This window comes from Pseudomonas sp. WMBT8, assembly GCF_050916005.1.
Lineage (GTDB): Bacteria > Pseudomonadota > Gammaproteobacteria > Pseudomonadales > Pseudomonadaceae > Aquipseudomonas.
Genome location: NZ_CP188096.1, coordinates 4,259,518 through 4,286,301, shown reverse-complemented (window position 1 = coordinate 4,286,301; position 26,784 = coordinate 4,259,518). Strand labels below are relative to the sequence as shown.

The window sequence follows — 26,784 nt, the reverse complement described above, 5'->3', positions numbered from 1 at the left end:
ATGGATTTAGGGATCAATCGACAAGCCCTTGTACCGGTGGTTCAGCAAATTGTCAGCGCCATTGCCGCATGGATCCGAGAGAGCGGGGTCAGCCCTGGAACGCGCCTGCCGTCCATCCGGCAACTGGCTCATGACAACCTGCTCAGTCAATCCAATGTGATCGAGGCCCTGGAGCGCATGGTGGCCGAAGGGGTGTTGGCCTCAAGGGCCGGCTCGGGGTTTGTTATCGCCGAACAGCCTGTGGCCAGCAGTCCACTGGCAGAGTGCCAGTGGTACGAGGGCGCGGAGCGCAGGTGGGGAGCCTTTACCGATAACCAGTTGGGCGAATTGAAGCTGGGGTGCGGCTGGCTGCCGGACTCCTGGCGTGAAAGTGATGACATCAGCTACGCGATTCGCGAAATCAGCCGTACCGATACCGCAGGGGTTTTCAACTACAGCACGCCCCTGGGGTTGCCGGTGTTGCGTGAGCAATTGCACAAGCGCCTGACGCAGATCCAGGTGGCCAGCAGTACCGAGCGCATTCTCACCACCCATGGTGCCAGCCATGCCCAGGACCTGCTGATCCGCACCTTGCTCAAGGCCGGCGATACGGTGGTGGTTGAGACCCCTGGCTACGGCAACCTTTATCGTCAGTTGGCCTTCCACGGCGTCAAGTTGCTGGAGGTCCCCAGGACCCGCAGTGGCCCGGACATCCAGGCCCTGGAGGCGCTGCTGGCCAGCCACCGCCCCAAGTGCCTGTTCATCAACAGCCTCTACCACAACCCGACCGGTAGTAGCCTCTCGCGGACAGTGGCCGAGCGCCTGCTGCACCTGGCCCACGCCCGGGACTTCCTGATTGTCGAGGAGGATGTCTATGGCGACCTGCAACATGCTTCCTGTATCCGGCTGGCGGCATTGGCCCATGGTGATCGGGTCATCTATGTCTCGAGTTTTTCCAAGACCCTGAGCAGCGCCCTGCGAGTCGGCTATCTCACTGCCAGCACGGCCTTGATCGGCCAAGTGCTCAAGCTCAAGACCCTGACGGGCCTGGGCACCTCGCGCTTCGCCGAAGCGATGGTGGCGAGCCTGCTGGCCAACGGCACCTACCGCAAATGGGTGCAACGCCTGCGCCGTCGCTTGAGCACGGAGATGGCGAAGACGTTGCAGGTGCTGGAGGACGAAGAGTGGGAGGTGTTTGCGGTACCTGCAGGTGGCATGTTTGTGTGGGCGCGCCCCGGCGCAGTGGATGGCACGAGGTTGCATGCCAGGGCGCGGCAGCTTGGCGTCCTGCTGTCTTCCGGGGAGTTGTTCAGCCCGACCGGCGAGCACGCCGATTGGCTACGGATCAACGTGGCCTATGCCTGTGATCACCGGGCCCTGGCGTTGTTCAAGGCGATGGGGCCTGCAGGATCGACCTCCACCATTCTGAAAACGACGGGTATGTAGCTTTTTGCCATTATTGTGGCGCCAACGTCTTGTGTTGCGGGGGCCGGGGTTGCGAATCTCGTTGCATGGATACCGGGCTTGCTGGCATTCGCCACGCCAAGAGGATTTTGCGCAATGATTTTGGCCGTGCAACGACGATTTGCCAACCTTGGGCTGGCCAGGAAACTGGGGCTGGGGTTTGCCCTGGTATTACTGCTGACGGCCCTGGTGGCGGCGATTGGCGTGTGGTCCCTGCAAACCGTTGGCCAGCGTTTTGTGGGGCTCAAGGGCATGTCTTCGCTCAATGAAGGGCTGCTGAACGTGCGCCTGATCGAGCAGGAGTATGCGTTGCGCACCGACGCCAAGTCGGTCGAGGCCCTGCACCAGCGGGTCGATAGCCTGTTGGCCGAGGCGCTGACGCTGAACATGAGCGAGGTCGGGCAGGCCCTGGCTGCCTATCGCAAGGCGTTTGACGAGTTTGTCGAGCTGACCCAGGCCAAGGACCTGGCATTGGAAATGGCCAGTTGGTCGGTGTCCAGCGTGGCCAACAACCTTGATGTATTGCAGGCCGGCCTGGCCGACGACGGGGCCTATGGCCTCAAGGAAAGCCAGGGCAGGGAGGGCGCCGAGTTTATCGAGCAGGCCGGCCAGGTGGCGCAGGTCTCGCGCCTGATGTTGCAGGCCATGAACGAAGCGCGGGTGCGTCTAGATCAAAGCCGCAAGGGTGATGAGGACAGTGCCGGGCAAGGCCGCATCGAACAGGCTGACCAGGCCCTGGCCCAGGCCGAACAACTGAAGACCCTGGTCAAGGACCCCGGCTATCAGACGGTGCTTAATGAAGTGGTCGGGCACATCGGCGCCTTCAGCGAAAAACTCACCGAATACACCGGCCTGTTGGCCCAGGAAAAGATCGTCTACCAGCAGTTGCATGAGCGGGCGGCGCAGGTGGTGGCGCAGGTCAACCAGGCCTATGCCGCCCAGGACCAGTCGATGCAGGCGCAATTGGCCAAGAGCAGCTTGCTGATCATTGTTTCGTCGGCCCTGGCCTTGTTGGTGGGGGTGATTGCGGCGTGGCTGATTACCCGGTTGATCGTGCTGCCGCTGCGCAGCGTGATTGGCGTGGCCCGGCAGATTGCCGCCGGGGATCTCAGCGGGCGCATGGAGGTGAGCCGACAGGACGAAATGGGCCAGTTGATGCAGGCGATGCAGCAGATGGGCGGGGGCCTGAGCAGCATGGTCAGCGGGTTGCAGGCGGGCATTGCGCAATTGGCCAGCTCGGCTCAGTCGTTGTCCAGCGTGACCGAGCAGACCAATCTCGAAGTCAGCAACCAGAAAGAAGAAACCGAGCAAGTCGCCACCGCCATGAACCAGATGGCCGCCACGGTGCATGATGTGGCGCGCAATGCCGAGCAGGCCGCCCAAGCGGCGCAAACCGCCGACGACAAGGTCGACAGCGGCCAACAGGTGGTGCGCCAGAGCTTGCAGCGCATCGAGTTGCTGGCCAGTTCGGCAACATCCGCCAGTACCAGCATCGAGAGCCTGAGCGCGGAAATCCAGAACATTGGCAGCGTGCTGGAGGTGATCAAAAGCGTGGCCGAGCAGACCAACCTGCTGGCACTCAACGCGGCCATCGAGGCGGCACGCGCCGGCGAGCAAGGGCGCGGCTTCGCGGTGGTCGCCGATGAAGTGCGGGCCCTGGCTCGGCGCACCCAGCAATCCACGGAAGAAATCGAACGTCTGGTCAGCACCTTGCGCAGTGCAGCGCAGTCCTCGGTGCGGGATATCCAGCACAGTGGCGAGCTGGTGAAACTGGCCGTCAGCGATGCCCTGGAAACCGAAAGCGCCTTGGGTAGCATTGCGGCGGCGGTCTCGCTGATCCAGCAGATGAACCAGCAGATCGCGGCGGCCGCCGAACAGCAGAGCTCAGTGGCCGAAGAGATCAACCGTAGCGTCACCAGCATCCGCGCCAGTGCCGATCAATCGGCGCTGAGCATGCAGGGTAACGCCGCGTCGAGCATCGAGTTGGCGCAACTGGGGGCGGAGCTCAAGGGGATGGTGGGGCATTTCCGGCTGTAATCATATTCAGGACCGGAACGAGTTCCCTGTGGGAGCTGACACCCTGAGGTGTACATCGCGGGCAAGCCCGCTCCCACAGGGGAATGTAGCTGCGTGCGTCGGCATCTCATCCATGTTGGAGATACGCAAGGTGTGATTAGGCGTGATTAGCCAAAAAGGTCAGCAGCGCCTCATTGACGAAATCCGGGTTTTCCCGGCTGGAGATATGCCCTGCACCCGGGATCAATACCAGATCGCAGCCGATCAGCTCAGCCATCTCCTGCGCCTCTGCGGGTGGGCGCGGCTGGTCTTCGTCACCGCACATCACCAACGTAGTATCGGAGTTCAGGCGGCACAGGCCTGCCATCGCATCACCCCGACCGAAAATCAGGCGCCCCAGGGGCACAATGCTCTGTAGCAGGCGATCCTTGGGGAAGTCACGCAGGGATTGGCGGAAGTCCTGATACAGCGCAGAGTCGCGGTCGATGCCGGGGCGGAAGAAGATCGGCACGATGATATCCAATAGCGCATCTGAGATAGCCCCCGTGGCTTCAATCGCGCTGAGCAGCGCGAAATACTTTTCGCGGGTCGCCTCAGGCTCTGCGCCCAGGTAGGTGTCCATCAGCACCAGGCTATTGACCCGCTCGGGCGCCAGTAGCGCCAGCGGGGCGCCCCACATGCCGCCGACTGACAAACCCACCAGATTGACCTTGGCAAGGCCCAGGTGGTCCAGTAGCGCCAGGGCCTGGCGCGCCAGGTCGTCCAGGCTCTGGGTCGATACTGGCAGTGGGCCGGACTCACCGTGGCCCCACAGCTCTGGCACGATCACTCGGTACTGTTGCGACAGGGCGGCGATCTGCGGTGCCCACATCTGCTGGTCCCACAGGTAGCTCTGGCCGAGCAGGACAGCTGGGCCAGAACCCTGGTCCACGTAGTGCAAGGGCTGATCATCAATGATGGCGATAGGCACGGCTTGCCTCCTTGGTTAAGTGCATGAAGTGCACTTTTGTACGCGAATTATAGAAGGGGGGATAGCCGCAGGATGATGGCACCGAGTGCAGGAAATGCACCCGGTGACTTAAGTACAGGAGGGGGTCAATCGTAGATGACTTTCTTTTTCCATTCGGCATCCGCGTCATCGGCCTTTAAGCCTGCGGTCAGTTCATTGACCTCTTCTGCGGTTTGCTGGCTGTTGGTCAGCACCATGGAGTTGGCGCGCGCCAATTGTTTTTCCAGCAGTTGCAGGTGCTGGCTGTAGGTGGCCGGCTCAGGCTGCTTGCGCAGGTATTGCACGCCGCGCTCGAACGCCAGGCGCGCCTGGCCGGGTTGCGCCTGTTGCAACGCGTGCTGGCCAAGATTGTTGAAGAACTCGATGTGCAGCAGCACCAGCAGGTGACGGATCTCGCGGATCCAGTGCTTGGCCTCATTGGTCGGCAAAAAGCCGTCCTGGGCGGCGCGGGTGACCTGGCCGTGCAGGGCTTCGAGCAGAAAGCGCACATCCTTGGCCTTGGCTTCGGTCTGGATCGGTCCCGGGGGGTTGTTCACCGGGATCGATTCGCCCTGGCCTACCAGTGCTTCCAACTCGGCAATACGTGCCTTGATAGTGGCGCTGGATTTGTTCAGGTGAAGCATGCGTTGGTTGACGTTCAGTTCCAGGCGGGTCAGCAGCAGCTTGAGCTGCGGCGTCATCAGTTGGCCAGGGAACGTCTCGGTGATCTCGCCACAGCGGCGCAGCCGATCGTTGAGTTCGATCTGGGCACGGGCCTTTTCCAGTTTGTTGTTTTCCACCACGTGGTTCATGTAGCCAATGGCGATCAGTATTACGATCCCGGCTATTACCAGCAGGGTGATCATGAGTGGTGTCACCGGTGTGACCTCTTTATGGGATGTGCGTTGAAGTGTAGTGATTGGCGCATGCGGCGGATAGGACTCTTCGACGAGATGAGTCGGTGCTTTCATCTGTATATGTAGGCATCGTCTTTATAGATGCACATTGCCATCATTCGCGGGTGGGGACTATAACGCCTTGTCGGGCGCCAGAATATAGGCGCCAAAGCCTGGACGGCGAGAAACCCCGGGAGTGCCTGGAAAGCAGGGGGAAGTCATTGATTTAAATAAATTTATCCTTGGGGGTTGACGACCTTTCAATCCATCCATAGAATGCGCGCCACTTACAGCGTAAAGCACACAGCGAAACGCGGTAGGGAGTGAATGTTGTACGTGTGTCCCCTTCGTCTAGTGGCCTAGGACACCGCCCTTTCACGGCGGTAACAGGGGTTCGAGTCCCCTAGGGGACGCCATTGCGGGAATAGCTCAGTTGGTAGAGCACGACCTTGCCAAGGTCGGGGTCGCGAGTTCGAGTCTCGTTTCCCGCTCCATTTTTAAACAGTGTGGCTTTCGGGCGGCACTGAGTGAAACCAGGACCAAGTCTTCGGACAAGGCCTCTGGGCACTGGAATACACACCATGTGTTTCAGTTAGCGTGTCCCCTTCGTCTAGTGGCCTAGGACACCGCCCTTTCACGGCGGTAACAGGGGTTCGAGTCCCCTAGGGGACGCCATTTGCGGGAATAGCTCAGTTGGTAGAGCACGACCTTGCCAAGGTCGGGGTCGCGAGTTCGAGTCTCGTTTCCCGCTCCATATTCAACAAAAACGCCGCTCAGTGATGAGCGGCGTTTTTGTTTGTCCGGGATGGACCCGCTGCAAGAGCAGGTCCGAGGGTTGGCCTAGAGTTTTGGCAGTTGCCCGATACGTCCCATCATTTCTGTCACGATCTGTAGGTCCAGCAGGAACTGCTCGGTGGTCTTGAACTCGTTGTCGGTGTGGCCGGTGTACTTGGCTTCTGGTCGGGCCAGGCCGAATTGCACGCCATTTGGCAGCTCATGCACCGACGTTGCGCCGGCCGAAGTACCGAACTCGGGCTTCATGCCCAGGTTTTCGGTGGACACGGCCAGCAACGCCTTGACCCACTCGCCCTCGGGGTTGCGATACATCGGCGCGGCCACCGAGTAATCGAAGGTCGGCGCAATATGGGTGTTTTTGCTCCAGGCGCTGAGCTTGTCGGCGATTTCTTTCTTGAGTGTTTCCGGGGATTTGCCCTTCGGTACCCGCAGGTTGACTGCCAGCTTGAAGGCTTTTTCATCCATGCCGACGAAGGTCAGGGAAGTGGTCAGCGGCCCCATGAACGCATCGGAAAAGCCCACGCCCAATTTGCCGCCCAGATAATCCAGGCCCCAGTTGTCGGCGGCGTAACGCGCAGCGTCGGTGATTTCGTTGTGCTTGAGCGCAACCTTGCCATCCAGGCTATTAATGAAGACCAGCATCCGCGCGACCGGGTTAATACCGGATTCGGGCTCCGAAGAGTGGGCCGACACCCCGGTAACGGTCAGCTTGACATCATTGCCGACAACCTTGGCATCTACCGTGAAATCACCCCCATTGGCCTTGGCAAACGCAGCGCCGGCCTGCTGCAGGCTGGCCGCCAGTTCAGCGGGTTTGTCGCTGCGCAATGTGGCTACCGAGGCCGAAGGAATCTGGTTGGTCGCCAGGCCGCCGGTCATGGCGATGATCTCGGCGCCTTTGCCATCTGCCTTGCGCTTGGCAAAGGTCGCCATGACCGTGCCATAACCTTTCTCGGCGATGACCACTGGGTAGCCGCCGTCCAGCGCCAGGTTGTAGTTCGGCGTCGGGTTGTGTTCAAAGTAGTAAGGAATGGCGTCGCCAGTGGTTTCTTCGGTGGTGTCCACCAGCAGCTTGAAGTTGCGTGCCAGGGGCAGGTTTTCTTCCTTGATCACTTTCATCGCATACAGCGTTACCACGATGCCGTTCTTGTCGTCCTCGGTGCCGCGGCCGTACATGCGGTCGCCAATCAGCGTGACCTTGAATGGGTCGAGGCGGGTGCCGTCGGCCAGGACCCAGTTTTCCGGGGTCACCGGTACCACGTCGGCGTGGGCGTGAATGCCGACCACTTCATCGCCCGTGCCTTCCAGGGAAATTTCGTAGACGCGGTTGTCGACATTGCGAAAATTCAGGTTGAACGCCTGGGCCAGGCTTTTGATCTTGTCGGCGATCTTGATGAATTCAGGGTTGTCGTGCTGGGCCACGCCTTCCACCTGGAAGGTCGGTATGGCCACCAGCTCACGCAGGGTCTCGGTAGCCGCTGCGCCGTATTTCACCCGCGCGTAAATGCCCAGCAGGCGGTGAATCTCGTTTTGCTGTTCGGCGCTGAGGCTCTTGTTATCGAGAAATGCGCTGATCGCCGGGCCGAGATCGGCGGTTTTGCCCAGTTCACTTTTGGCCAGGCTGCCCAGGAAAGTGCGGAAGTCCTTGATCGACGCGTCATTGAACGTCTTGAGGATGGTCGCGCTCTGTTGCGGGGTGATGTTGGCGAAGGCGGGTGCGGTAAAGGCGGACAGGCTGGCGACCATCAGGGTGGCGGCGGCCAGGTGCTTGAGGGAGAAGTCCATTGCTGGGGGCATTCCTTTGCAGGTGGTGAGTAGGAAGTTTCCTATTTTTTTGTCGGAAACATTTTCACACACTAGCATCACCCACAAGCAGGAGGGGAGCCCCTTGCGGGGTGATGTCCGATCTCGATAAGAAAACGCCGCCTGCCATCCACCTGTCAGTCCAGGCTATAGCGCACCGACAGCGTGCCCTTTTTCTCCGACAGGCCGAGAATCGTGACCTGGCCGACTTGGGCCAGGGCTTGCACATGAGTGCCGCCGCAGGCGTAGGGCGGCAGGTCGCCAAAACCGACTTCGCGGGAGCCACTTTCCAGTGTCATGTGGCGCGGTAAATCTGCGGCGATCCACTGGTTGACCTGTTCCTGCAAGGCATCGGCTTCCATGTCTTGGGCCGATTCCCCACGGATAAAACTGATCTTGCCTTCACCGGGCCAGTGGTGGGCCTTGATCGGCATCCAGCCCAGGGTTTCACCGGCGTTGCCGATCAGATGCCCGGCCGAATGCAGGCGTGTATGCAGGGCGCGGCGCTGGCCGTCGACCCGAGCTGGCTGGAGGCCAAGTGCCACGGGCTGGTCCACGTAGTGCACGATGCGCTCGGCCTCCTGCACCACTTTCAATACGTTGCTGTCCCCCAGCCACCCCGTATCAAAGGGCTGGCCGCCACCCTGGGGATGGAAAATAGTGGACTGCAGGACTACTGCAAACTGCTGCTCATGGGGCGTGCACTCCAGCACATCAACATCGGCAACCAGGTGGTCATGGGTAAAAAACAGGCGCTGGGTCATCGTCTACATCCGCATCAGGGGTCTACGCAGCAGTATAAGTAGTGCGCAAATGGGTGATAATCCGCTGAAACTTAAATGGACTTGTGCGTCATGAGCATCAATCTTCCTTTGCCACTGCTGGGTGAAATGGCGATTTTCGTCAAGGTGGTGGAAGCCGGCAGCTTCTCTGCAGCGGCGCGCCAACTGGGCACCTCGCCATCGGCGGTGAGCCGCAGCATCTCGCGCCTGGAACAGGCCCTGGCCACGCGACTATTACAGCGCACCACGCGCAAGCTGCGCTTGAGCGAAGGTGGCGAAGAAGTCTTCAATCGCTGCCAGGAGATGGTCAACGCGGCGCGCTCGGTGATGGAAATCAGCGGCCAGTACACCCACGAGGCCGAAGGGCTGATACGGGTCAGCGTGCCCAAGGCGGTCGGGCGGTTTGTGGTGCATCCGCATATGCCGCAGTTCCTGCGGCGCTATCCCAAGGTCGATGTGCAGCTGATCCTCGAAGATCGGCAAGTGGATTTGATTGATGACAATGTCGACCTGAGCATCCGCATCACCGATAACCCGCCGCCGGGGTTGGTAGGGCGCCGGCTACTGCCGATCGAGCATTTGCTGTGTGCTACGCCGCAATATCTGGCCACCCACGGAACGCCGCTGCATCCCCATGACTTGCTGGAGCACAGCTGCATTTACCTGGGCGAAACCCCTGGGGATGCACGCTGGAAATTGCGCCAGGCTGGCAAAACAGTGACGGTGGGTGTGCGTGGTCGTTATGCGGCCAATCACACGGGGGTGCGGTTGGATGCGGTGTTGCAGGATGTGGGAATTGGCAGCCTGCCGTATTTCACTGCGCGGCATGCATTGGAGGAGGGGCGGTTGGTGCAGGTCCTGGCGCAATGGGATTTTATTGCCTCGTACCATGGGGATGCCTGGTTGCTGCATTCACCCACGCGGTACCTGCCGCCGAAACTGCGGGTGTTCATCGATTATCTGGTGGAGTGCATGGCTAAGGAGCCTACATTGCGTCGGCGGTAGGAGCACGATCGAGAATGTTGGGCGGATTAATGTGGGAGCGGGCTTGCTCGCGAAAGCAGTGGGTCAGTCAACATCAATGTTTGCTGGGCCGACGTCTTGGCGGCGATGCGGCGATCCGACAAGCCCGCTCCACATTTGGATCTTTGGTGCTTTTGAGATCAGTGCTTGGGCTGGTCGTTGGACATGGCCAGCAATTGCTTTTCCTGGTTCCAGTCGAACGGTTCGTCGTTCTGTTCGGCTTCGAAGCGCCGTTCTTCCAGGGCCTGGTACAAGTCCAGTTCATCATCGGGCATGAAGTGCAGGCAGTCACCGCCAAAGAACCACAGCAAGTCGCGCGGTACCAGATGGGCAATCTGTGGGTAGCGCAGGATGACCTGGCTCATCATGTCCTGGCCCAGGTATTGGCTTTCGATCGGGTCGATGGGCAGCATGGCCCGCAGTTCATCAAAGCGTTCCAGGAACAAAGCGTGGCTTTCCTCTGGAACCTGTTCGGCTTCGCCGACGGCAACCAGGATACTGCGCAGGTGGTCGAGCAAGACGAGATGATCGGCAACGACGTTGGACACGAGAGTAAGTCCTCAAAAGCAAAAACGGGCGCGAGAGTATATAGCTCTCGCGCCCGCTTTTATATGACCGCCGGTACTAGCGGACTCTGCCAGGCGCCTGGGCCAACTCCTCCTTGCTGAAGTCATCCACGTCGATCACCTTGCGCCGCGCCGCTTCCGCATCGCGCAGGGTCTGCGCCTCTGCCGGTTGCAGCACGCCAGCCTCGAGTGCGGCTTCGATGGCGTGTTCCCCCGCGCGTGGCTTGACCTGGCCACTCTTGAGGGCGCTGTGGAGTTTCTTTTGCAGGGGCTGGCTGGCACCCAGCAGGTCGTAGGCATGTTGCAAGGCGCCGACTGGATCTTGCGCCGACTGTGGGCGGTAGCAGCCAGCCAGCAGTTCTTCGAGGGTCGGGTCGCCCTTGGCCCGGCCAATTACTGCGGCGACTTCCGCGTCCAATGCATCGGACGGACCTTTGTGGCGGCGGCCGAACGGGAACACGATGACTCGCATCAGGCAGCCCAGCACTTTGTTGGGGAAGTTGCTGAGCAACTCATCCAGCGCGCGCTCCGACTGGCCGAGGCTTTCCTCCATGGCCCAGGCAAACAGCGGCTCCAGGTGATCCGGGGAGTCGAGGTCGTGGTAGCGCTTGAGCGCTGCCGAGGCCAGGTACATATGGCTGAGCACATCGCCGAGCCGTGCCGACAGGCGTTCACGACGCTTCAACTCGCCGCCCAGCAGCATCATGCTCAGGTCCGCCAACAGGGCGAACGCGGCAGCCTGGCGGTTGAGCGCACGGAAGTAGCCCTGGCTCAAGCGGTTGCCCGGGGCTTTTTCGAAGTGACCCAGGCCCAGGTTCAACACCAGGGTGCTGGCGGCGTTGCTCACGGCAAAGCCGATATGTTGCATCAGCAGCCCATCGAACTCCTTGAGTGCCTGGTCGCGGTCTTCACGGCCGGCCAGGGCCATTTCCTTGAGCACGAACGGGTGGCAGCGGATCGCGCCCTGGCCGAAGATCATCAGGTTGCGCGAGAGGATATTCGCCCCCTCCACGGTGATGAAGATCGGCGCCCCCTGCCAGCTGCGGCCCAGGTAGTTGTTGGGGCCCATGATGATGCCCTTGCCGCCGTGGACGTCCATGGCGTGGCTGATGCACTCGCGGCCGCGCTCGGTCAGGTGGTACTTGAGGATCGCCGAGAGCACCGAGGGTTTTTCCCCCAGGTCGACGGCATTGGCGGTGAGCATCCGCGCGCTGTCCATCAGCCAGGCGTTGCCGCCGATACGGGCCAGGGCTTCCTGGATACCTTCGAAGGCCGACAGTGGCACGTTGAACTGTTCGCGCACCTGGGCGTACTGGCCGGTCACCAGGCTGGTGAACTTGGCCGCGCCGGTGCCTACTGCTGGCAGGGAGATCGAACGGCCGACCGACAGGCAGTTCATCAGCATCATCCAGCCCTTGCCCAGCATCTCCTGGCCGCCGATCAGGAAGTCCAGGGGAATGAACACGTCTTTGCCGGAGTTGGGGCCGTTCATGAACGCAGCGCCCAGGGGCAGGTGGCGACGGCCAATTTCCACGCCGGGAGTATCGGTGGGGATCAGCGCCAGGCTGATGCCCAAGTCTTCTTCTTCCCCCAGCAGGTGGTCCGGGTCATGGGCCTTGAAGGCTAGGCCGAGCAGGGTCGCGACCGGACCCAGGGTGATATAGCGTTTTTCCCAGTTCAGGCGCAGGCCAAGGGTTTCCTTGCCTTCCCATTCGCCTTTGCAGATCACCCCGGTGTCGGGCATTGCGCCGGCATCGGAGCCGGCCAGCGGGCCGGTCAGGGCAAAGCACGGGATGTCATCGCCACGGGCCAGGCGCGGCAGGTAATGGTTGCGTTGCTCGTCGGTGCCGTAGTGCAGCAGCAGTTCGGCCGGGCCCAGGGAGTTGGGGACCATCACGGTGGAGGCGAGGTCGCCGCTGCGGGTTGCCAACTTCATCGCCACCTGGGAGTGGGCGTAGGCCGAAAAGCCCTTGCCGCCGAACTCCTTGGGAATGATCAGGGCAAAGAAGCCATGTTGCTTGATGTGGTCCCAGGCCGCTGGAGGCAGGTCCATGGCCTGGCCGATTTCCCAGTCGGTGACCATGGCGCACAGCTCTTCGGTGGGGCCGTCGATAAAGGCCTGTTCTTCTTCGGTCAACTGCGCCTTGGGGTAGGCCAGCAGTTTGTCCCAGTCGGGGCGGCCGCTGAACAGTTCTCCGTCCCACCACACGGTACCGGCGTCGATGGCATCGCGCTCGGTTTCGGACATTGGCGGCAGTACTTTCTGGAACCAGTTGAACAGCGGTGCGGTGAAGTACTGGCGACGCAGGTCGGGCAGCAGCAGCGGTGCGGCGACTACCGCCAGCAGGACCCAGAACACCAGCAGCAGCCAGCCCGGTGCATGGCTAAAGGCGCCCATCGCCAACAGATAGACGGCGACCACGCCCAGGGCGGGCAGGGGCGCGGTGCGACGGTGTGCCAGGTAGGCAATGCCGAGCACCAGAACCAGTATCCACAACAACAGCATATTCAATCCTCCGTGAAACCAGGGGCAGAAGCACCCTCAGAGCTTAGTCGGCATCCGAAAAAGCGGTGCCTGAGGGTGTTACGTGGTGTGGCGGGAAGTGCTCTCCAGTCACAGGCAGCAGGCGCCGACATTTGGCCGAATCGTCGTTATCCCTCGGTCAGACCTGTGGTTAGACTCCAGGCTCGCCTCGGAGACAATCCCCATGAATGCGTACTTGAGTCCCAGCCGCTTCATCGATAGTGACCACCCTGCGGTGGTGGAGTTCGCCGAAAAACATCGAGGTTCGAGCCTCGATCCCCGTGACCAGGCAGTCAGTCTCTATTACGCCGTGCGTGAAGCGGTGCGCTACAACCCTTACACCTTCAGTCGCGATCCGCAAACCCTGCGTGGCAGCTACGCCCTGGCAGCGGGCCAGAGCTATTGCGTGCCCAAGGCCACCCTGCTGGCGGCTTGCGCCCGGCATTGCGGCATACCGTCGCGTATTGGCCTGGCGGATGTGCGCAATCATTTATCGACGCCGCGCCTGATCGAGTTGCTCAAGAGTGATGTGTTCGCCATGCATGGCTACACGGAGCTGTACCTGGATGGGCGATGGGTCAAGGCCACACCGGCGTTCAACCAGCAATTGTGCGAGTTGTTCGATGTGCCGCCCCTGGATTTCGACGGAATCAACGACAGTGTGTTTCACCCGTTCAACCGCCAGGGCCAGCGCTCCATGGAGTATGTGGTGAACCATGGACAGTTTGCCGAGGTGCCCGAGGCATTCTTCTTTGCCCACATAAAGAAATGTTACCCGCACCTGTTTGGCGAGCAGTCGCCGCAGTTGTTGGGTGATATGCAGAGCGATTTGAGTCGCGGCTGAACCGGCGTATGCTGCTCCGGCATTCATCCACTGGGAGGCGGTCATGCTGAGGATCTGGGGTCGTAAAAATTCGTCAAACGTCAGGAAGGCACTGTGGTGCGCCGAGGAGCTCGGCCTGGACTATGAGGCAATTGATGCGGGCGGGGCCTTTGGTGTGGTCGATACGCCGCAGTACCGGGCGTTGAACCCCAATGGCCGGGTGCCGATGATCGAGGACGGCGAGTTCGTGTTGTGGGAATCCAACACCATCGTGCGCTACCTCTGCGCCAAGCAGGCCTCGAGCTGGTACCCCAAGGACCTGCAAGCGCGGGCCAATGCCGAGAAGTGGATGGACTGGACCACCTCGACCTTTGCCGAACCGTTCAAGACGGTGTTCTGGGGCATCCTGCGCACGCCGGCCGAGCGGCAGAACTGGGACAGCATCCATGCCGGGCGCAATGCCTGTATCGAGGTGTTGAAAACCGTGGACCAGGCCCTGGCCGGCCAGCCCTACCTGTCCGGCACCGAGATCGGCATGGGCGATATTCCCCTGGGCAGCTTTATCTATGCCTGGTTCGAGATGCCTATCGAGCGCCCGGCAATGCCCCACCTGGAGGCGTGGTACCAGCGCTTGCAGCAACGCCCGGCCTATCAAAAAGCGGTGATGACCGCGTTGACTTAATACTGACTATTAATACAGGTGACTGTACTTGTGCGGCGCGGGCAAGCACCATGCTCGCCGTGCGCCGCAGTTGTATTACGTAGGGCGCGCCCTTATCTATTCTTTCTATTCCCTTCCTTGGTGCGTAATCCGATATGAGTTCCGCTCTGTCCATCCGGCAGCTAACCAAAACCTACGGCAACGGTTTCCAGGCCCTGAGTGGTATCGATCTGGATGTCGCCGAAGGTGATTTTTTCGCGTTGCTCGGCCCCAACGGTGCCGGCAAATCCACCACCATCGGCATTCTGTCGACCCTGGTCAACAAGACCAGTGGCACGGTGAATATCTTTGGCCATGACCTGGATAAATCCCCGGCCGCGCTCAAGCGCAGCATTGGCGTGGTGCCCCAGGAGTTCAACTTCAACCAGTTTGAAAAGACCTTCGATATCGTGGTGACCCAGGCCGGTTACTACGGCATCCCGCCGAAGATCGCCAAGGAGCGCGCCGAGCAATACCTGACCCAGCTGGGGTTGTGGGACAAGCGCGACGTGCCATCACGCTCGCTGTCCGGCGGCATGAAGCGGCGCCTGATGATCGCCCGTGCCTTGGTGCACGAGCCACGCCTGCTGATCCTCGACGAACCGACGGCAGGGGTGGACATCGAATTGCGGCGCTCGATGTGGACCTTCCTCACCGAACTGAACCAGAAAGGCATCACCATCATCCTCACCACCCACTACCTGGAAGAGGCTGAACAGTTGTGCCGCAACATCGGCATCATTGACCACGGCACCATTGTCGAGAACACCAGCATGCGCAACCTGCTGGGCCAGTTGCATGTGGAGACGTTCCTGCTCGACCTGAAGAACAACCTGTCGGTGCCTCCGCAACTGATCGGCTACCCAACCCGCCTGGTAGACAGCCATACGCTGGAAGTCCAGGTCGATAAAGCCGTGGGCATCACCGCGCTGTTCAGCCAGTTGGCGTTGCAGAACATTGAAGTGTTGAGCCTGCGTAACAAAACCAATCGCCTTGAGGAGCTGTTCGTGTCCCTGGTGGAGAAAAATCTGGCGAAGGTGGCGGTATGAGTTCCGAGTTCCAACCCAACCTGGTAGCGCTCAACACCATCGTCTACCGCGAAGTGAAGCGCTTCATGCGCATCTGGCCGCAAACCCTGCTGCCGCCAGCGATCACCATGGTCCTGTACTTCGTGATCTTCGGGAACCTGATCGGCCGGCAGATTGGCGATATGGGCGGCTTTACCTACATGGAATACATCGTGCCGGGGTTGATCATGATGTCGGTGATCACTAACTCCTATGGCAACGTGGTGTCGAGCTTCTTTGGCAGCAAGTTCCAGCGGTCCATTGAGGAACTGATGGTGTCACCGGTGTCGCCGCACACCATCCTGATCGGCTACACCCTGGGCGGCGTACTGCGCGGCTTGATGGTCGGGGCGATCGTGACGGTGCTGTCGATGTTCTTCACCGACCTGCAGGTGCATCACCTGGGGGTGACCATCCTGGTGGTGGTGCTGACGGCGACGATCTTCTCGCTGCTGGGCTTTATCAACGCAGTGTTCGCGCGCAACTTCGATGACATCTCGATCATCCCGACCTTTGTGCTGACGCCGCTGACTTACCTGGGCGGGGTGTTTTATTCGATTACCTTGCTGCCGCCGTTCTGGCAGACCGTGTCGATGGCCAACCCGGTGCTGCATATGGTCAACGCGTTCCGCTACGGGATTCTTGGGGTGTCGGATATCAAGATCAGCGTGGCGATTACGTTCATGATCGCGGCGACGGTGGTGTTGTATATCGGGTGCGCGCGGTTGCTGGTGAGTGGGCGTGGGATGCGTACCTGAGCCAGGTCTAAATATGTGTGGGCTTGTGTAGGAGCGGGCTTGCCCGCGATAGCAGAGTGTCAGTCAATACCTCTTTAACTGACCCGCCGCTATCGCGGGCAAGCCCGCTCCCACACAAGCCCACACACACAGTTGGGTCAGGTGAGCAGCGCAATCTCGATCAGCTCATGCAGCTCCTCAACCCGCATCGGCGCAGCGCCAAACAAAATTCGAAACACCGTCGGCGCCGCCAGCAGATTGATCAACCGATCTACGCTGGGCAATGCCTGGCCGCTACCTTGGTAACGATCCAGGATTACCTGCAGTTGCCCACCCAGAATCGTCACGCAGTACCCCGGCGTCTGGCTGCACTGTACGTCGCGCATCATGTTGCGCCCCGGTTCCGAGCTCATCTCATCCAGGTATTGTTCGGCCCAGGCTTGCAGGTCGCCGCGCAGGCTGCCGGTGTCGGCCGGTTCACTGTCGGGACGCATGCGGGCCAGGGCGACGTCGGCGAGCAGGGCGGCGAGGTCGCCCCAGCGCCGGTAGATGGTCGACGGTGTGACTCCCGCGCGTGCGGCGATCTGCGGCACCGTCACGCTGGCGCGCTCTTGCTCCTGCAGTAGCTGGCGCACCGCCGAATGAACCGATTCTTGTACCCGGGCACTACGGCCCCCCGGGCGGAGGCCTTCTTTTATCGCCATGCCAAAACCTTAACACAAAGAATTTGCTTTAAGCGCGACCCAGTAGCACACTGCACAAAAGCAAAATATTAGCTTTAGCGGAGCGTGCCCATGTCCAGCGTCACTTCTCATCGTTCCAGCCTGGTGTTCCTGGCGATCACCTTGCTGACGTTTCTTGCCGCCTCCAGCGCGCCGACGCCGTTGTATCACCTTTACCAAGAGGGCCTGCACTTTTCCGCAGGCACCCTAACCCTGATCTTCGGTGTCTATGCCTTGAGCCTGCTGGCCGCGTTGTTGACCGTCGGTTCACTGTCGGATTACCTGGGGCGCAAGCCGGTGATCTTTACCGCGCTGGTGCTGAATATGCTGGCGATGCTGCTGTTTATCTACGCCGACAGTGTCGCCTGGCTGATCGCCGCCCGAACCTTGCAGGGGTTTGCCACAGGCATGGCCACCGCTGTGCTTGGCGCTGCGTTGCTCGACACCGACCGTCAGCAGGGCCCGTTGGTCAACAGTGTCGCGCCGTTGCTGGGCATGGCCTGCGGCGCCATGGGCAGCAGTTTGCTGGTGGAGTTCGCGCCGCTGCCGACTCAGTTGATCTATTGGGCCTTGTTCGCGCTGCTGCTGTTGCAGAGCCTGTATGTGTGGCGGCTGCCCGAAAGCGTCAGCCGCATGCCGGGCGCGCTGGCCTCGCTATGGCCGACCCTGCATATGCCGCCCCAGGCGCGCCGGGCCTTGTGGCTGTCGCTGCCGGTGGATATTGCCGTGTGGGCCATGAGCGGTTTCTACTTGTCGCTGGCGCCGTCGCTGGTGCGGGCGGCAACCGGATCGACTTCCAACCTGATCGGTGGCGGCCTGGTCGCGGTGTTGACCTTGAGCGGCGCGGTGATGATTTTCAGCCTGCGCAATCGCCCGGCGGACAAGGTGCTGCGCCTGGGGGCAGGCCTGTTGGCCGTGGGCGTCGCGTTGATCCTCGGTGCGGTCCACAGCGCCAGCCTGCCACTGTTTTTCCTCGCCACACTGGTGGCGGGCAGCGGATTTGGCGCGGGGTTCCTTGGCGCGGTGCGCAGTGTGGTGCCCTTGGCCTTGCCCCATGAGCGGGCCGGGTTGATGTCGGCGTTCTACGTCCTCAGTTACCTGGCGTTTTGCCTGCCGTCCCTGCTGGCGGGCAACCTGACCCGCAGCTTTGGCCTGATCGCAACCACCGACGGCTACGGTGCGGTGCTGATCGTCCTGGCGCTCGGGGCCTTGATTGGCTTGATGAGGCAAGCATCCGCCAAAGCTGTATATAGGTAAAACAGATAACAGTTAGAGATATTACCCGTTATATAGATATTCGTTGCGCTTCTATCATGGGCTCAACCTCATACGAGGAAGAGGAATAAGCCATGACGTGCCCCAATAGCATCACCCCCAGCTATAAACCGTTCAGCCATCTCGCCGCTCCCAGGGAAGTGATTCGCCAGTTCACCCCCAACTGGTTCGCCGCCACCATGGGCACCGGCGTGCTGGCGTTGGCCCTGGCGCAAGTGCCGGTGCAACTGCCGGGTGTCTATGCCATCGCCGAAGGGTTGTGGTTGCTGACAATCGTTCTGTTTGTATTGTTCAGCGGCCTATACGCCGCGCGCTGGGTGATGTTTTTTCACGAGGCGCGGCGAATTTTCGGACACTCCACGGTCTCGATGTTCTTCGGCACCATTCCCATGGGCCTGGCGACCATCATCAACGGCCTGCTGCTGTTTGGCCTGCCGCGCTGGGGCGAGGGCGTGGTGCAACTGGCTGAGGCCCTGTGGTGGCTGGACGTGGCCATGGCCCTGGCGTGCGGGGTGTTGATCCCGTTCATGATGTTTACACGCCAGGAACATAGCATCGACCAGATGACAGCCGTCTGGCTGCTGCCGGTAGTGGCGGCCGAAGTCGCCGCCGCCAGTGGTGGCCTGTTGGCGCCGCACCTGGCCGACGCTCATTCGCAACTGGTGATGCTGGTGACCAGCTACGTACTCTGGGCATTTTCCCTACCGGTTGCGTTCAGTATTCTGACAATCCTGATGCTGCGCATGGCCCTGCACAAACTGCCCCACGCCAACATGGCCGCGTCGAGCTGGCTGGCCCTTGGCCCGATCGGCACCGGCGCCCTGGGTATGTTGCTGCTTGGCCAGGACGCGCCGGCGATCTTCGCTGCCAATGGCTTTGCCGGCATCGGCGAGATTGCCGCCGGCCTGGGGCTGGTCGCCGGCATCACCCTGTGGGGCCTGGGCCTGTGGTGGATGTTGATTGCGGTGCTGATCACCCTGCGTTACCTGCGCGCAGGTATTCCATTCAACCTCGGCTGGTGGGGCTTTACCTTCCCGCTGGGGGTGTATGCCCTGACCACCTTGAAACTGGGCAGTACCTTGCACCTGGCATTTTTCAGCGTGACCGGCAGCGTGCTGGTCGCCGCCCTGGCCCTGATGTGGCTGGTGGTCAGCAAGCGCACGGTGCAGGGCGCCTATAAAGGTGAGCTTTTTGTTTCACCGTGTATTGCAGGGGTGGGGAATAAGTAAGCGGGATTAGGTAAAGTCGTGGCCTGAAAAATCAATAAAGCCTTCAGGCCACGCAGGAACACGGACGATGAGTCACCCCTCGCAATTTACCTTGCTGCGCAAACGGCGCTTTCTGCCGTTCTTCATCACCCAGTCCCTGGGGGCGTTCAACGACAATATCTTCAAGCAGTCGTTGATCCTCGCCATTCTCTACAAGCTGGCCATCGAGGGCGATCGCTCGATCTGGGTCAACCTCTGCGCCTTGTTGTTTATCCTGCCGTTCTTCCTGTTCTCGGCCCTGGCCGGGCAGTTTGGCGAGAAATTCAACAAGGATGCGCTGATCCGCGCGATCAAGATCGGCGAGATCGTGATCATGGCCATCGGCGCCGTGGGCTTTATGACCAACCACCTGGAGCTGATGTTGCTGGCGCTGTTTGCCATGGGCACCCACTCGGCGCTGTTTGGCCCGGTGAAGTACTCGATCATGCCGCAAGCGCTGCATGAAGAGGAGTTGGTGGGCGGCAACGGCCTGGTGGAAATGGGCACGTTCCTGGCAATCCTCGCCGGGACTATCGGCGCTGGGGTGATGATGTCCTCTGCGCACTACGCGCCGGTGGTGTCCACGGCGATTGTCGCGATTGCCGTGCTGGGCTACCTGGCCAGCCGGGCGATCCCGCGCGCCGCGGCGTCCAGCCCCCAGATGCGCCTGGACTGGAATATCTTCAGCCAATCCTGGGCCACCTTGCGCCTGGGCCTGGGGCAGACACCCGCGGTGTCGCGCTCGATTGTCGGCAACTCGTGGTTCTGGTTTGTCGGGGCGATCTACCTCACGCAAATCCCGGCCTACGCCAAAGAGTGGCTGTATGGCGATGAAACCGTGGTGACCCTGATCCTCACGGTGTTCTCGGTCGGTATCGCGTTGGGCTCGATGCTCTGCGAAAAACTCTCCGGGCGTAAGGTGGAAATCGGCCTGGTGCCCTTCGGGTCATTCGGCCTGACGGTGTTTGGCCTTTTGCTGTGGTGGCATTCTGGCGACTTCCCGCAGAACGTCCAGGCCAACGATTGGCTGGCGGTGTTGGGTTACGGCCAGGCCTGGTGGGTGTTGATCGATATCCTTGGCCTGGGGGTGTTTGGCGGTTTCTATATCGTGCCGCTGTATGCCTTGATCCAGTCGCGTACCGCTGAAAACGAGCGGGCACGGGTGATCGCTGCCAACAACATTCTCAATGCGCTGTTCATGGTGGTCTCGGCGATTGTCACCATCCTGCTGCTGAGCGTGGCCAAGCTGTCGATCCCCGAGCTGTTCCTGGTGGTGTCGCTGCTTAATATCGCGGTCAACACCTACATCTTCAGGATTGTTCCCGAGTTCACCATGCGCTTCATGATCTGGCTGCTCGGCCACTCCATGTACCGCGTGCAGCATCGCGACCTGCAACACATCCCGGACGAAGGCGCGGCGTTGCTGGTGTGCAACCATGTGTCGTTTGTCGATGCACTGCTGATTGGCGGCGCGGTGCGTCGGCCGATTCGCTTTGTGATGTATTACAAGATCTACCGCCTGCCGGTGCTCAACTTTATCTTCCGCACGGCCGGCACCATTCCGATTGCCGGGCGCCATGAAGACCTGGAGATCTACGAAAAGGCCTTCCAGCGTATCAGCCAATATCTGAAGGACGGCGAGCTGGTGTGCATCTTCCCGGAAGGCAAGTTGACCGGCGACGGTGAGATCAACGAATTCAAGAGTGGCGTGACGCGGATTCTCGAGGAAACGCCGGTACCGGTGATTCCCATGGCGTTGCAGGGGTTGTGGGGGAGCTTTTTCAGCCGCGATCCGAACAAGGGGGTCTTTCACCGGATCTGGTCGCGGGTGACGTTGGTGGCGGGGCCGCCGTTGGCAGTGGAGCAGGCGACGCCACAGGCTTTGCAGGAACAAGTGCTGGCACTGCGTGGTACCACCCGGTAGGAGCCCGGCTTGCCGGCGATGGCGCCCGAAAATCCATCACGGGATTCAAGGGACTCATCGCCGGCAAAAGCATCAGGCGCTAATCTTGAGCCCGATCAACCCGGCAATAATCAGCGCCACACTGGCCAAGCGAAACAGCGCCATGGACTCCCCAAACAGGATAATCCCGGCAATCACCGTGCCCACTGCACCGACCCCGGTCCAGATCGCATAGGCGGTGCCCAGCGGCAGTTCCTTCATCGCCAGCCCCAGCAGGCCGAGGCTGACGGCCATGGCGGCAATCGTCAGGGCGGTGGGCATTGGTTTGCTGAAGCCGTCGGTGTATTTCAGGCCGACGGCCCAGCCAACTTCAAACAACCCGGCGAAAAACAGAATGACCCAGGACATATTGACCTTCCTTTTAGAAGTGGGGTCGTCCCCGGATTAATGCTCGAACGAGTCGCGGGGCCGTCCCCGCGAAGATGGGTAGAGTGCCGAAAAGCCAGCACCCGATCAAGTTTCGGCAAGGGCCTTGCGATCTTCCTTCTCGCTCATCCGGCGGAAATACGTCGACAACAGCGCCCCGGAAATATTGTGCCAGACGCTGAACAGCGCACTGGGCACCGCTGCCAGTGGCGAAAAATGCGCACTGGCCAGTGCGGCGCCCAGCCCCGAGTTCTGCATGCCCACTTCCAGCGCCAACGACTTGCGCTGGGCCAGTGGCAACTTGAACACGCGGCCGGTGAAGTAACCGAGCAAGTAGCCGAAGCTGTTGTGCAGCATCACCACCGCCATGATCAGCAGACCCGATTCGGCAATCTTCGCCTGGCTCGCTGCGACCACGGCCGCGACGATAATCACGATGCTGACCACCGACACCAGTGGCAGCACATCAACGGCATGTCGCACCCGATCACCCAGCAGGCGTTGTGCCAATACCCCAAGCACGATGGGCAGCAGTACCACTTGCAGGATCGACCAGAACAGCTCCATGAACGACACCGGTAGCCACGCCGAAGCCAGCAGCCAGATCAGCGCCGGGGTGAGCAGCGGGGCGAGGAGGGTGGTGACGGCGGCGATGGCCACCGACAGCGCCAGGTCGCCCCGGGCCAGCCAGGTCATGACGTTGGACGAGGTACCGCTTGGGCAGCAGCCGACCAGGATCACGCCGACGGCGATCTCCGGTGGCAGTTGGAAGGCCTGGCACAGCAACCAGGCCACCCCGGGCATGATCACAAAGTGCGCGACCACACCCAGGGCCACGCGCCACGGATGGCGTGCGACCTCGGCGAAATCTTCAAGTTTGAGGGTCAGGCCCATGCCGAACATCACCAGGCCCAGCAGCGGCACGATGGCGCTTTTCAGGCCGATAAACCAGCTGGGCTGCAGGAACGCGACTACGGCAAAAATCAGCACCCAGTAGGCGAAGGTATTGCCGACGAAGCGGCTCAAGGCGGCGAGTGCGCGCATGGTGATGTCCTTATTATTAGAGTGCTGGAACTGGCAACCCCATCAACCGTAGGAGCTGGCTTGCCAGCGATAGCGGTATGTCAGTCATTGACTCTGTAACTGATACACCGCCATCGCAGGCAAGCCAGCTCCTACATTGAGCGTGCCTGTTTTAGATGCCTTGCGGGGTCTCTTCGCCGCCCAGTGCTTCTACCAGTGCCGGCAGGAAGTCGCCGAAGGTCAGCATCATCAGGGTAAAGCTTGCATCCAGTTGGCCCAGGGCCTCGTCGCCGCCGTCCTGTTCGGCCTGGTCTTGCAGCAGGTCCTCGAACTTCAGGCGCTTGACGGTCATTTTGTCGTCGAGCATGAACGACAGCTTGTCCTGCCAGGCCAGGGACAGTTGGGTCACGACCTTGCCGGTGGTCAGGTGCAGCTGGATTTCTTCGCCGGTCAGGTCCTGGCGCTTGCAGCGCACGATGCCACCGTCTTCGTGGGTGTCGCGCAGTTCGCATTCGTCGAGCACGAAGAAGTCAGCGGCCGGCTTCTGGGTGGTGACCCAGTCGGTCATGATTGCGGTTGGCGCGGTTTTTACGGTCAGCGGGCGTACTGGCAGGGTGCCGATCACTTCACGCAGGGTCGACAGCAGGTCTTCGGCGCGCTTGGGGCTGGCCGAGTTGACCAGGATCAGGCCCTGTTTCGGTGCGATGGCAGCAAAGGTCGACGAACGACGGATAAAGGCGCGGGGCAGGAAGGCCTGGATGATTTCATCCTTGATCTGGTCCCGTTCCTTTTTATAGACCTTGCGCATTTGCTCGGCTTCGATCTCTTCGACCTTTTCCTTGACCGCGTCACGCACCACGCTACCGGGCAGGATACGTTCTTCCTTGCGCGCAGCGATCAGCAGGAAGTCACCGCTGACGTGCACCAGGGGCGCGTCTTCGCCTTTGCCAAAAGGCGCGACGAAACCGTAAGTGGTCAACTCCTGGCTTGCACAAGGGCGCGCCGGTTTGGTGGCCATTGCAGCTTCCAACGCCTCGGCATCAACAGGCAGATCTTGGGTCAGGCGATAGATAAGCAGGTTCTTGAACCACATGGGGTGAGTCTCTCCTTTATACAAAGTGGGGCATTATTCTCTTGATAAGGCCTGAGGCCAACCCTGCCTAAGCCATTGGAAGGGCTGAAAAAAAAGATTTAAGAAAGTGCTTGCCAGACTTATGGTCGCTCCGTAGAATGCGCGCCACACCGAAACGAAGGGTGATTAGCTCAGCTGGGAGAGCATCTGCCTTACAAGCAGAGGGTCGGCGGTTCGATCCCGTCATCACCCACCATTCGCTTCATGTGTTACGCGCAGCGGTAGTTCAGTCGGTTAGAATACCGGCCTGTCACGCCGGGGGTCGCGGGTTCGAGTCCCGTCCGCTGCGCCATATTCGGTAACCTGGAACACTGAACGCCAGGTCACCACAGAAAGCCCGCTCATCGAGCGGGCTTTTTGCTGTCTGGGGTTTGCGAAAATCCCCGCTCATAAAAACGCCCCCGGTCATTTCCGATGACCGGGGGCGTTTTTTATGGGGCGCTTAGAAATCCCAGCGCGTAGTGACCATGAAGTTACGTGGTTCACCGTAGGCAGCCGAGTTATAGAAGCCGATGTTGGTGTAGTAGGACTTGTCGAAGATGTTGTTGACGTTCAGTGTCGCCGACAGATTTTTGGTGACCTGGTAACGGGTCATCAGGTCCACCAGCCAGTAGGCTTGCTGGGAAAACTCCTCATACCCGTTATGCGGGGTGTTGTAGATATCCTGCCAACCCACGCTCTGCCAGCGCACGCCGCCGCCGACGGTCAACTTGTCGAGGTCGCCCTTGAGCTTGTAGGTGGTGTACAGCTTGACCTGGTCTTCAGGCTCGAACGTGGAGATCTTCACGTCCTTGTCATCGCGCACGATCTTGTGGGTGTAGCCGGCCTGGAGCTGCCAGCCGGGGGCGATCTCGCCGGACATCTCCACTTCGTAGCCCTTGGTCACCGCCTTGCTGCTCTTATAGGCATAGTTGGATGGGATCGGCGTCTGATTGTTGTAGGCGTCATCCGACAGAGCGCGATTGGACTCATGGATTTCAAAGTACGCCGCGCTGGCGTTCACCCGGCCATCGAGGAAGTCGGCTTTCACGCCCAATTCCCAGTTCTGGCCTTCATCCGGCTCAAGCAGCTTGTTATCCCGGTCGCGGTTGTAGTTTTCCTGGGGCATGAAGATATCGGTGTAGCTGGCGTACACCGAGTAGGTGTCGTTCAAGTCATACACAGCGCCGACGTACGGCACGAATCGCCCGGACTCGCGATAGTTGGGGTTATAGCCGGTGACCTGGTAGTTGACCACTCGCCCACCCAGCAACAGCTTGAGGTCATCGGCCAGGTTCAGGCGTGTGGTCACATAGGCGCCAGTCTGGCGCACGGTGTCGTCGGTCAGGGATTGGGCATCGCCCCAGTCCGGAATAGCGGCGTGGCCGTGCCAGTTATTGAAGTCGACGATGTTAGGGCTGAGGTTCCAATAGCCTTTGCCTTTCCATTCGGAGGCGCTGATGGAGCCGCCCAGCACCAGTTCATGCTCGCGCCCGCCCAGGCTGAACGGGCCACTCACGTACAGGTCGGCGGAATCGCTGACTGTTTCCCCGGTGTACTTGCCTGAGGTGAGTTGTGCGGTGCCGTCCGGCTGCGGCTGGTCGCCCTGGATCGAACCCATCAGCGCGTGGTAACCGTTGATCTTGTGGTCCAGTTGCAACTTGGTCACCCAGCCGTTGCCCAGGTCATGCTCGAGCATGGCGAACACGGTGCGGGTGTATTGCTCCCAACTGCTCCAGTCGGCGGCGTTGTTGAACGAGCGCTTGACCTTGTTGCGCTCGCCCTTGGAGTTGATCAGCGGGAAGCTGCCTGACCAGGAAGAGCCCTTGGGCAACGTATCCTGGTAATCGCCGCCGACGGTCAGCAGGGTGTCCGGCGACAGGTCGAATTCCATGATGCCGTAGTACGTCGGGCTCTTGCGCGAGTAGTGGTCCATGAACGATTGCTTGTCCTGGTAGGCCGCGACCGCCCGGCCACGCACATTACCGCTCTCGGTCAGCGGGCCGCTGACGTCCAGTTCGCTGCGGTAGTTGTCCCAGGAACCGGCGCCGAGGGTGGCATGCCCCTTGAAATCGGCGGTGGGCTTCTTGCGCACCAGGTTGATCGTCGCGCCCAGGGAGCCGGCGCCGGTGAGCAGGCCGGTGGCGCCCTTGAGCACTTCGACGCGGTCGTAGATCGCCATGTCGCTCAGGGTATTGCCCGCCGAATAGGCAACGTTGCGCGCCGTCGAAGGAATGCCGTCGTACTGGAAGTTATTGATCGAAAAACCACGGGCGTAGTAGTTGCTGCGCTCGCTGTCGAAGGCCGACACGGTGATGCCCGGGGTATGGCGCATCACATCGTCGACGTTGTTCAGGCCAAAGTCGTCCATGTGCTGGCGGGTAACGACGCTGACGGACTGCGGGGTTTCCTTGGGCGTCAGCACCAGGCGCGTGGCGGTGGCGATGCTGCCGGGGGTGTAGGACCCGCTGTCTTCGGTGACGTTACCCAACTGGTTGCCGGTGACCTGGGTCGGGCCCAGTTCCATGCTGCCGTTGCTGGCAGTCGGCGCGGGTTGCAGCGCATACACCTGGTCGCCCTTTACCGCGACGTAGCCGCTGCCCTGCAGCAGCCGGTCGAAACCGTCCTGGATCCCGTAGTTGCCTTGCAGGCCCGGGCCATCGAGGCCTTGCAGCTCGCGGGACTGGAACACAATCGCCACGCCGGCCTGCTGGGCAAAGCGGTTGAGCGAGCTGCCCAGGGGCCCGGCAGGAATGTTGTACGCCTGGGCGGCGGTGCTGGCCGTATCCGCCTGGGCCAGGTTGAGGTGCAGGGCGCCAACGGTGGCGGCGAGCACGGCCAGGGAAAACGGTGCACTTCTCAGCAGGCCAAAGCGCCCACGCGGGTAGGAAGGGGTGTGCATGGTGAAGGCAAT

Annotated in this window: 21 protein-coding genes, 6 tRNA genes and 1 pseudogene; 17 read left to right on the top strand and 11 right to left on the bottom strand. The window is 60.8% G+C overall.

The window, feature by feature from the left end:
- From ACO77H_RS19290 to ACO77H_RS19280, 3 genes and pseudogenes are all read left to right on the top strand, one after another.
- Nucleotides 1-1,425, top strand: a complete 1,425-nt coding sequence (locus ACO77H_RS19290; RefSeq protein ID WP_170056989.1) for a PLP-dependent aminotransferase family protein — start codon at nt 1-3, stop codon at nt 1,423-1,425.
- 114 nt (nt 1,426-1,539) lie between these two features.
- Nucleotides 1,540-2,571: pseudogene (locus tag ACO77H_RS19285) on the top strand (methyl-accepting chemotaxis protein); the annotation flags it as partial.
- A complete protein-coding gene (locus ACO77H_RS19280; RefSeq protein WP_432755772.1) occupies nt 2,563-3,480 on the top strand; it encodes a methyl-accepting chemotaxis protein in 918 nt (305 codons plus the stop codon). The pseudogene ACO77H_RS19285 and the gene ACO77H_RS19280, both read left to right, overlap by 9 nt.
- A 136-nt stretch (nt 3,481-3,616) precedes the next feature.
- Here the strand turns inward: ACO77H_RS19280 and ACO77H_RS19275 are convergent, their stop codons facing one another.
- Both ACO77H_RS19275 and ACO77H_RS19270 read right to left on the bottom strand, forming a co-directional pair.
- A complete protein-coding gene (locus ACO77H_RS19275; RefSeq protein ID WP_432754446.1) occupies nt 3,617-4,429 on the bottom strand; it encodes an alpha/beta fold hydrolase in 813 nt (270 codons plus the stop codon).
- A 125-nt stretch (nt 4,430-4,554) separates the two neighbouring features.
- Nucleotides 4,555-5,325: a hypothetical protein gene (locus ACO77H_RS19270; RefSeq protein WP_092234781.1), complete on the bottom strand. Its 771-nt coding sequence runs from the start codon at nt 5,323-5,325 to the stop codon at nt 4,555-4,557.
- Nucleotides 5,326-5,683: 358 nt separating this feature from the next.
- Between ACO77H_RS19270 and ACO77H_RS19265 the strand changes: the two genes are divergently transcribed.
- The 4 genes from ACO77H_RS19265 (at nt 5,684) to ACO77H_RS19250 (ending at nt 6,097) form a co-directional block, all read left to right on the top strand.
- Nucleotides 5,684-5,759: transfer RNA gene (locus ACO77H_RS19265), tRNA-Glu, on the top strand.
- A gap of 2 nt (nt 5,760-5,761) precedes the next feature.
- Nucleotides 5,762-5,837: transfer RNA gene (locus ACO77H_RS19260), tRNA-Gly, on the top strand.
- Between the two features lie 105 nt (nt 5,838-5,942).
- Nucleotides 5,943-6,018, top strand: a tRNA-Glu gene (locus tag ACO77H_RS19255).
- 3 nt (nt 6,019-6,021) lie between these two features.
- Nucleotides 6,022-6,097, top strand: a tRNA-Gly gene (locus ACO77H_RS19250).
- 86 nt (nt 6,098-6,183) lie between these two features.
- Here ACO77H_RS19250 and ACO77H_RS19245 read toward each other — a convergent pair.
- Together ACO77H_RS19245 and ACO77H_RS19240 are read right to left on the bottom strand one after the other, a co-directional pair.
- Nucleotides 6,184-7,923 carry a dipeptidase gene (locus ACO77H_RS19245; protein ID WP_170056991.1) on the bottom strand — a complete coding sequence of 580 codons (1,740 nt, stop codon included), beginning with the start codon at nt 7,921-7,923 and terminating at the stop codon, nt 6,184-6,186.
- Between the two features lie 155 nt (nt 7,924-8,078).
- Complete coding sequence (locus tag ACO77H_RS19240; protein WP_169956829.1) at nt 8,079-8,705, bottom strand: alanyl-tRNA editing protein; 627 nt, start codon at nt 8,703-8,705, stop codon at nt 8,079-8,081.
- Between the two features lie 90 nt (nt 8,706-8,795).
- Between ACO77H_RS19240 and ACO77H_RS19235 the strand changes: the two genes are divergently transcribed.
- On the top strand, nt 8,796-9,728 hold the full coding sequence (locus tag ACO77H_RS19235) for a LysR family transcriptional regulator (protein WP_170042662.1): 933 nt from the start codon (nt 8,796-8,798) through the stop codon (nt 9,726-9,728).
- 158 nt (nt 9,729-9,886) lie between these two features.
- On the opposite strand, the gene ACO77H_RS19230 is transcribed toward ACO77H_RS19235, so the two are convergent.
- A complete protein-coding gene (locus ACO77H_RS19230) occupies nt 9,887-10,294 on the bottom strand; it encodes a PA2817 family protein (protein ID WP_099168779.1) in 408 nt (135 codons plus the stop codon).
- A gap of 76 nt (nt 10,295-10,370) precedes the next feature.
- Nucleotides 10,371-12,818, bottom strand: coding sequence for an acyl-CoA dehydrogenase (locus tag ACO77H_RS19225; RefSeq protein WP_432754445.1), 2,448 nt, complete (start codon nt 12,816-12,818; stop codon nt 10,371-10,373).
- A gap of 202 nt (nt 12,819-13,020) precedes the next feature.
- On the opposite strand from ACO77H_RS19225, the gene ACO77H_RS19220 reads away from it, so the two are divergent.
- From ACO77H_RS19220 to ACO77H_RS19205, 4 genes are all read left to right on the top strand, one after another.
- A complete protein-coding gene (locus ACO77H_RS19220; protein WP_432754444.1) occupies nt 13,021-13,680 on the top strand; it encodes a transglutaminase-like domain-containing protein in 660 nt (219 codons plus the stop codon).
- Between the two features lie 43 nt (nt 13,681-13,723).
- Nucleotides 13,724-14,341 (top strand): glutathione S-transferase family protein, encoded by a 618-nt coding sequence (locus tag ACO77H_RS19215; RefSeq protein ID WP_170056995.1) that lies wholly within the window; start codon nt 13,724-13,726, stop codon nt 14,339-14,341.
- 134 nt (nt 14,342-14,475) lie between these two features.
- Entirely contained in the window at nt 14,476-15,408 is a 933-nt protein-coding gene (locus ACO77H_RS19210; RefSeq protein WP_169956834.1) for an ABC transporter ATP-binding protein, read from the top strand.
- A complete protein-coding gene (locus tag ACO77H_RS19205) occupies nt 15,405-16,184 on the top strand; it encodes an ABC transporter permease (RefSeq protein ID WP_169956835.1) in 780 nt (259 codons plus the stop codon). Before ACO77H_RS19210 ends, ACO77H_RS19205 begins: the two co-directional genes overlap by 4 nt.
- A 137-nt stretch (nt 16,185-16,321) precedes the next feature.
- Here the strand turns inward: ACO77H_RS19205 and ACO77H_RS19200 are convergent, their stop codons facing one another.
- Entirely contained in the window at nt 16,322-16,867 is a 546-nt protein-coding gene (locus tag ACO77H_RS19200) for a TetR/AcrR family transcriptional regulator (RefSeq protein ID WP_170042664.1), read from the bottom strand.
- A 90-nt stretch (nt 16,868-16,957) separates the two neighbouring features.
- On the opposite strand from ACO77H_RS19200, the gene ACO77H_RS19195 reads away from it, so the two are divergent.
- From ACO77H_RS19195 to ACO77H_RS19185, 3 genes are all read left to right on the top strand, one after another.
- Nucleotides 16,958-18,142 (top strand): MFS transporter, encoded by a 1,185-nt coding sequence (locus tag ACO77H_RS19195; RefSeq protein ID WP_432754443.1) that lies wholly within the window; start codon nt 16,958-16,960, stop codon nt 18,140-18,142.
- 92 nt (nt 18,143-18,234) lie between these two features.
- Nucleotides 18,235-19,389, top strand: coding sequence for a TDT family transporter (locus ACO77H_RS19190; RefSeq protein WP_170042666.1), 1,155 nt, complete (start codon nt 18,235-18,237; stop codon nt 19,387-19,389).
- A 67-nt stretch (nt 19,390-19,456) separates the two neighbouring features.
- Entirely contained in the window at nt 19,457-21,331 is a 1,875-nt protein-coding gene (locus tag ACO77H_RS19185; protein WP_432754442.1) for an MFS transporter, read from the top strand.
- Nucleotides 21,332-21,403: 72 nt separating this feature from the next.
- Here ACO77H_RS19185 and sugE read toward each other — a convergent pair whose 3' ends face one another.
- From sugE to rdgC, 3 genes are all read right to left on the bottom strand, one after another.
- Nucleotides 21,404-21,718 carry a quaternary ammonium compound efflux SMR transporter SugE gene (sugE, locus tag ACO77H_RS19180; RefSeq protein WP_057438900.1) on the bottom strand — a complete coding sequence of 105 codons (315 nt, stop codon included), beginning with the start codon at nt 21,716-21,718 and terminating at the stop codon, nt 21,404-21,406.
- Nucleotides 21,719-21,823: 105 nt separating this feature from the next.
- Complete coding sequence (locus ACO77H_RS19175; RefSeq protein WP_170042667.1) at nt 21,824-22,780, bottom strand: bile acid:sodium symporter family protein; 957 nt, start codon at nt 22,778-22,780, stop codon at nt 21,824-21,826.
- A gap of 151 nt (nt 22,781-22,931) precedes the next feature.
- On the bottom strand, nt 22,932-23,852 hold the full coding sequence (gene rdgC, locus ACO77H_RS19170; RefSeq protein ID WP_169956841.1) for a recombination-associated protein RdgC: 921 nt from the start codon (nt 23,850-23,852) through the stop codon (nt 22,932-22,934).
- 159 nt (nt 23,853-24,011) lie between these two features.
- On the opposite strand from rdgC, the gene ACO77H_RS19165 reads away from it, so the two are divergent.
- Both ACO77H_RS19165 and ACO77H_RS19160 read left to right on the top strand, forming a co-directional pair.
- Nucleotides 24,012-24,087: transfer RNA gene (locus ACO77H_RS19165), tRNA-Val, on the top strand.
- Nucleotides 24,088-24,106: 19 nt separating this feature from the next.
- A tRNA-Asp gene (locus ACO77H_RS19160) sits at nt 24,107-24,183 on the top strand.
- A gap of 150 nt (nt 24,184-24,333) precedes the next feature.
- On the opposite strand, the gene ACO77H_RS19155 is transcribed toward ACO77H_RS19160, so the two are convergent.
- The gene (locus ACO77H_RS19155; RefSeq protein ID WP_432754441.1) at nt 24,334-26,772 is read right to left on the bottom strand and encodes a TonB-dependent siderophore receptor; all 2,439 of its coding nucleotides are present in this window, start codon (nt 26,770-26,772) and stop codon (nt 24,334-24,336) included.
- Between the last annotated feature and the right edge of the window lie 12 nt (nt 26,773-26,784).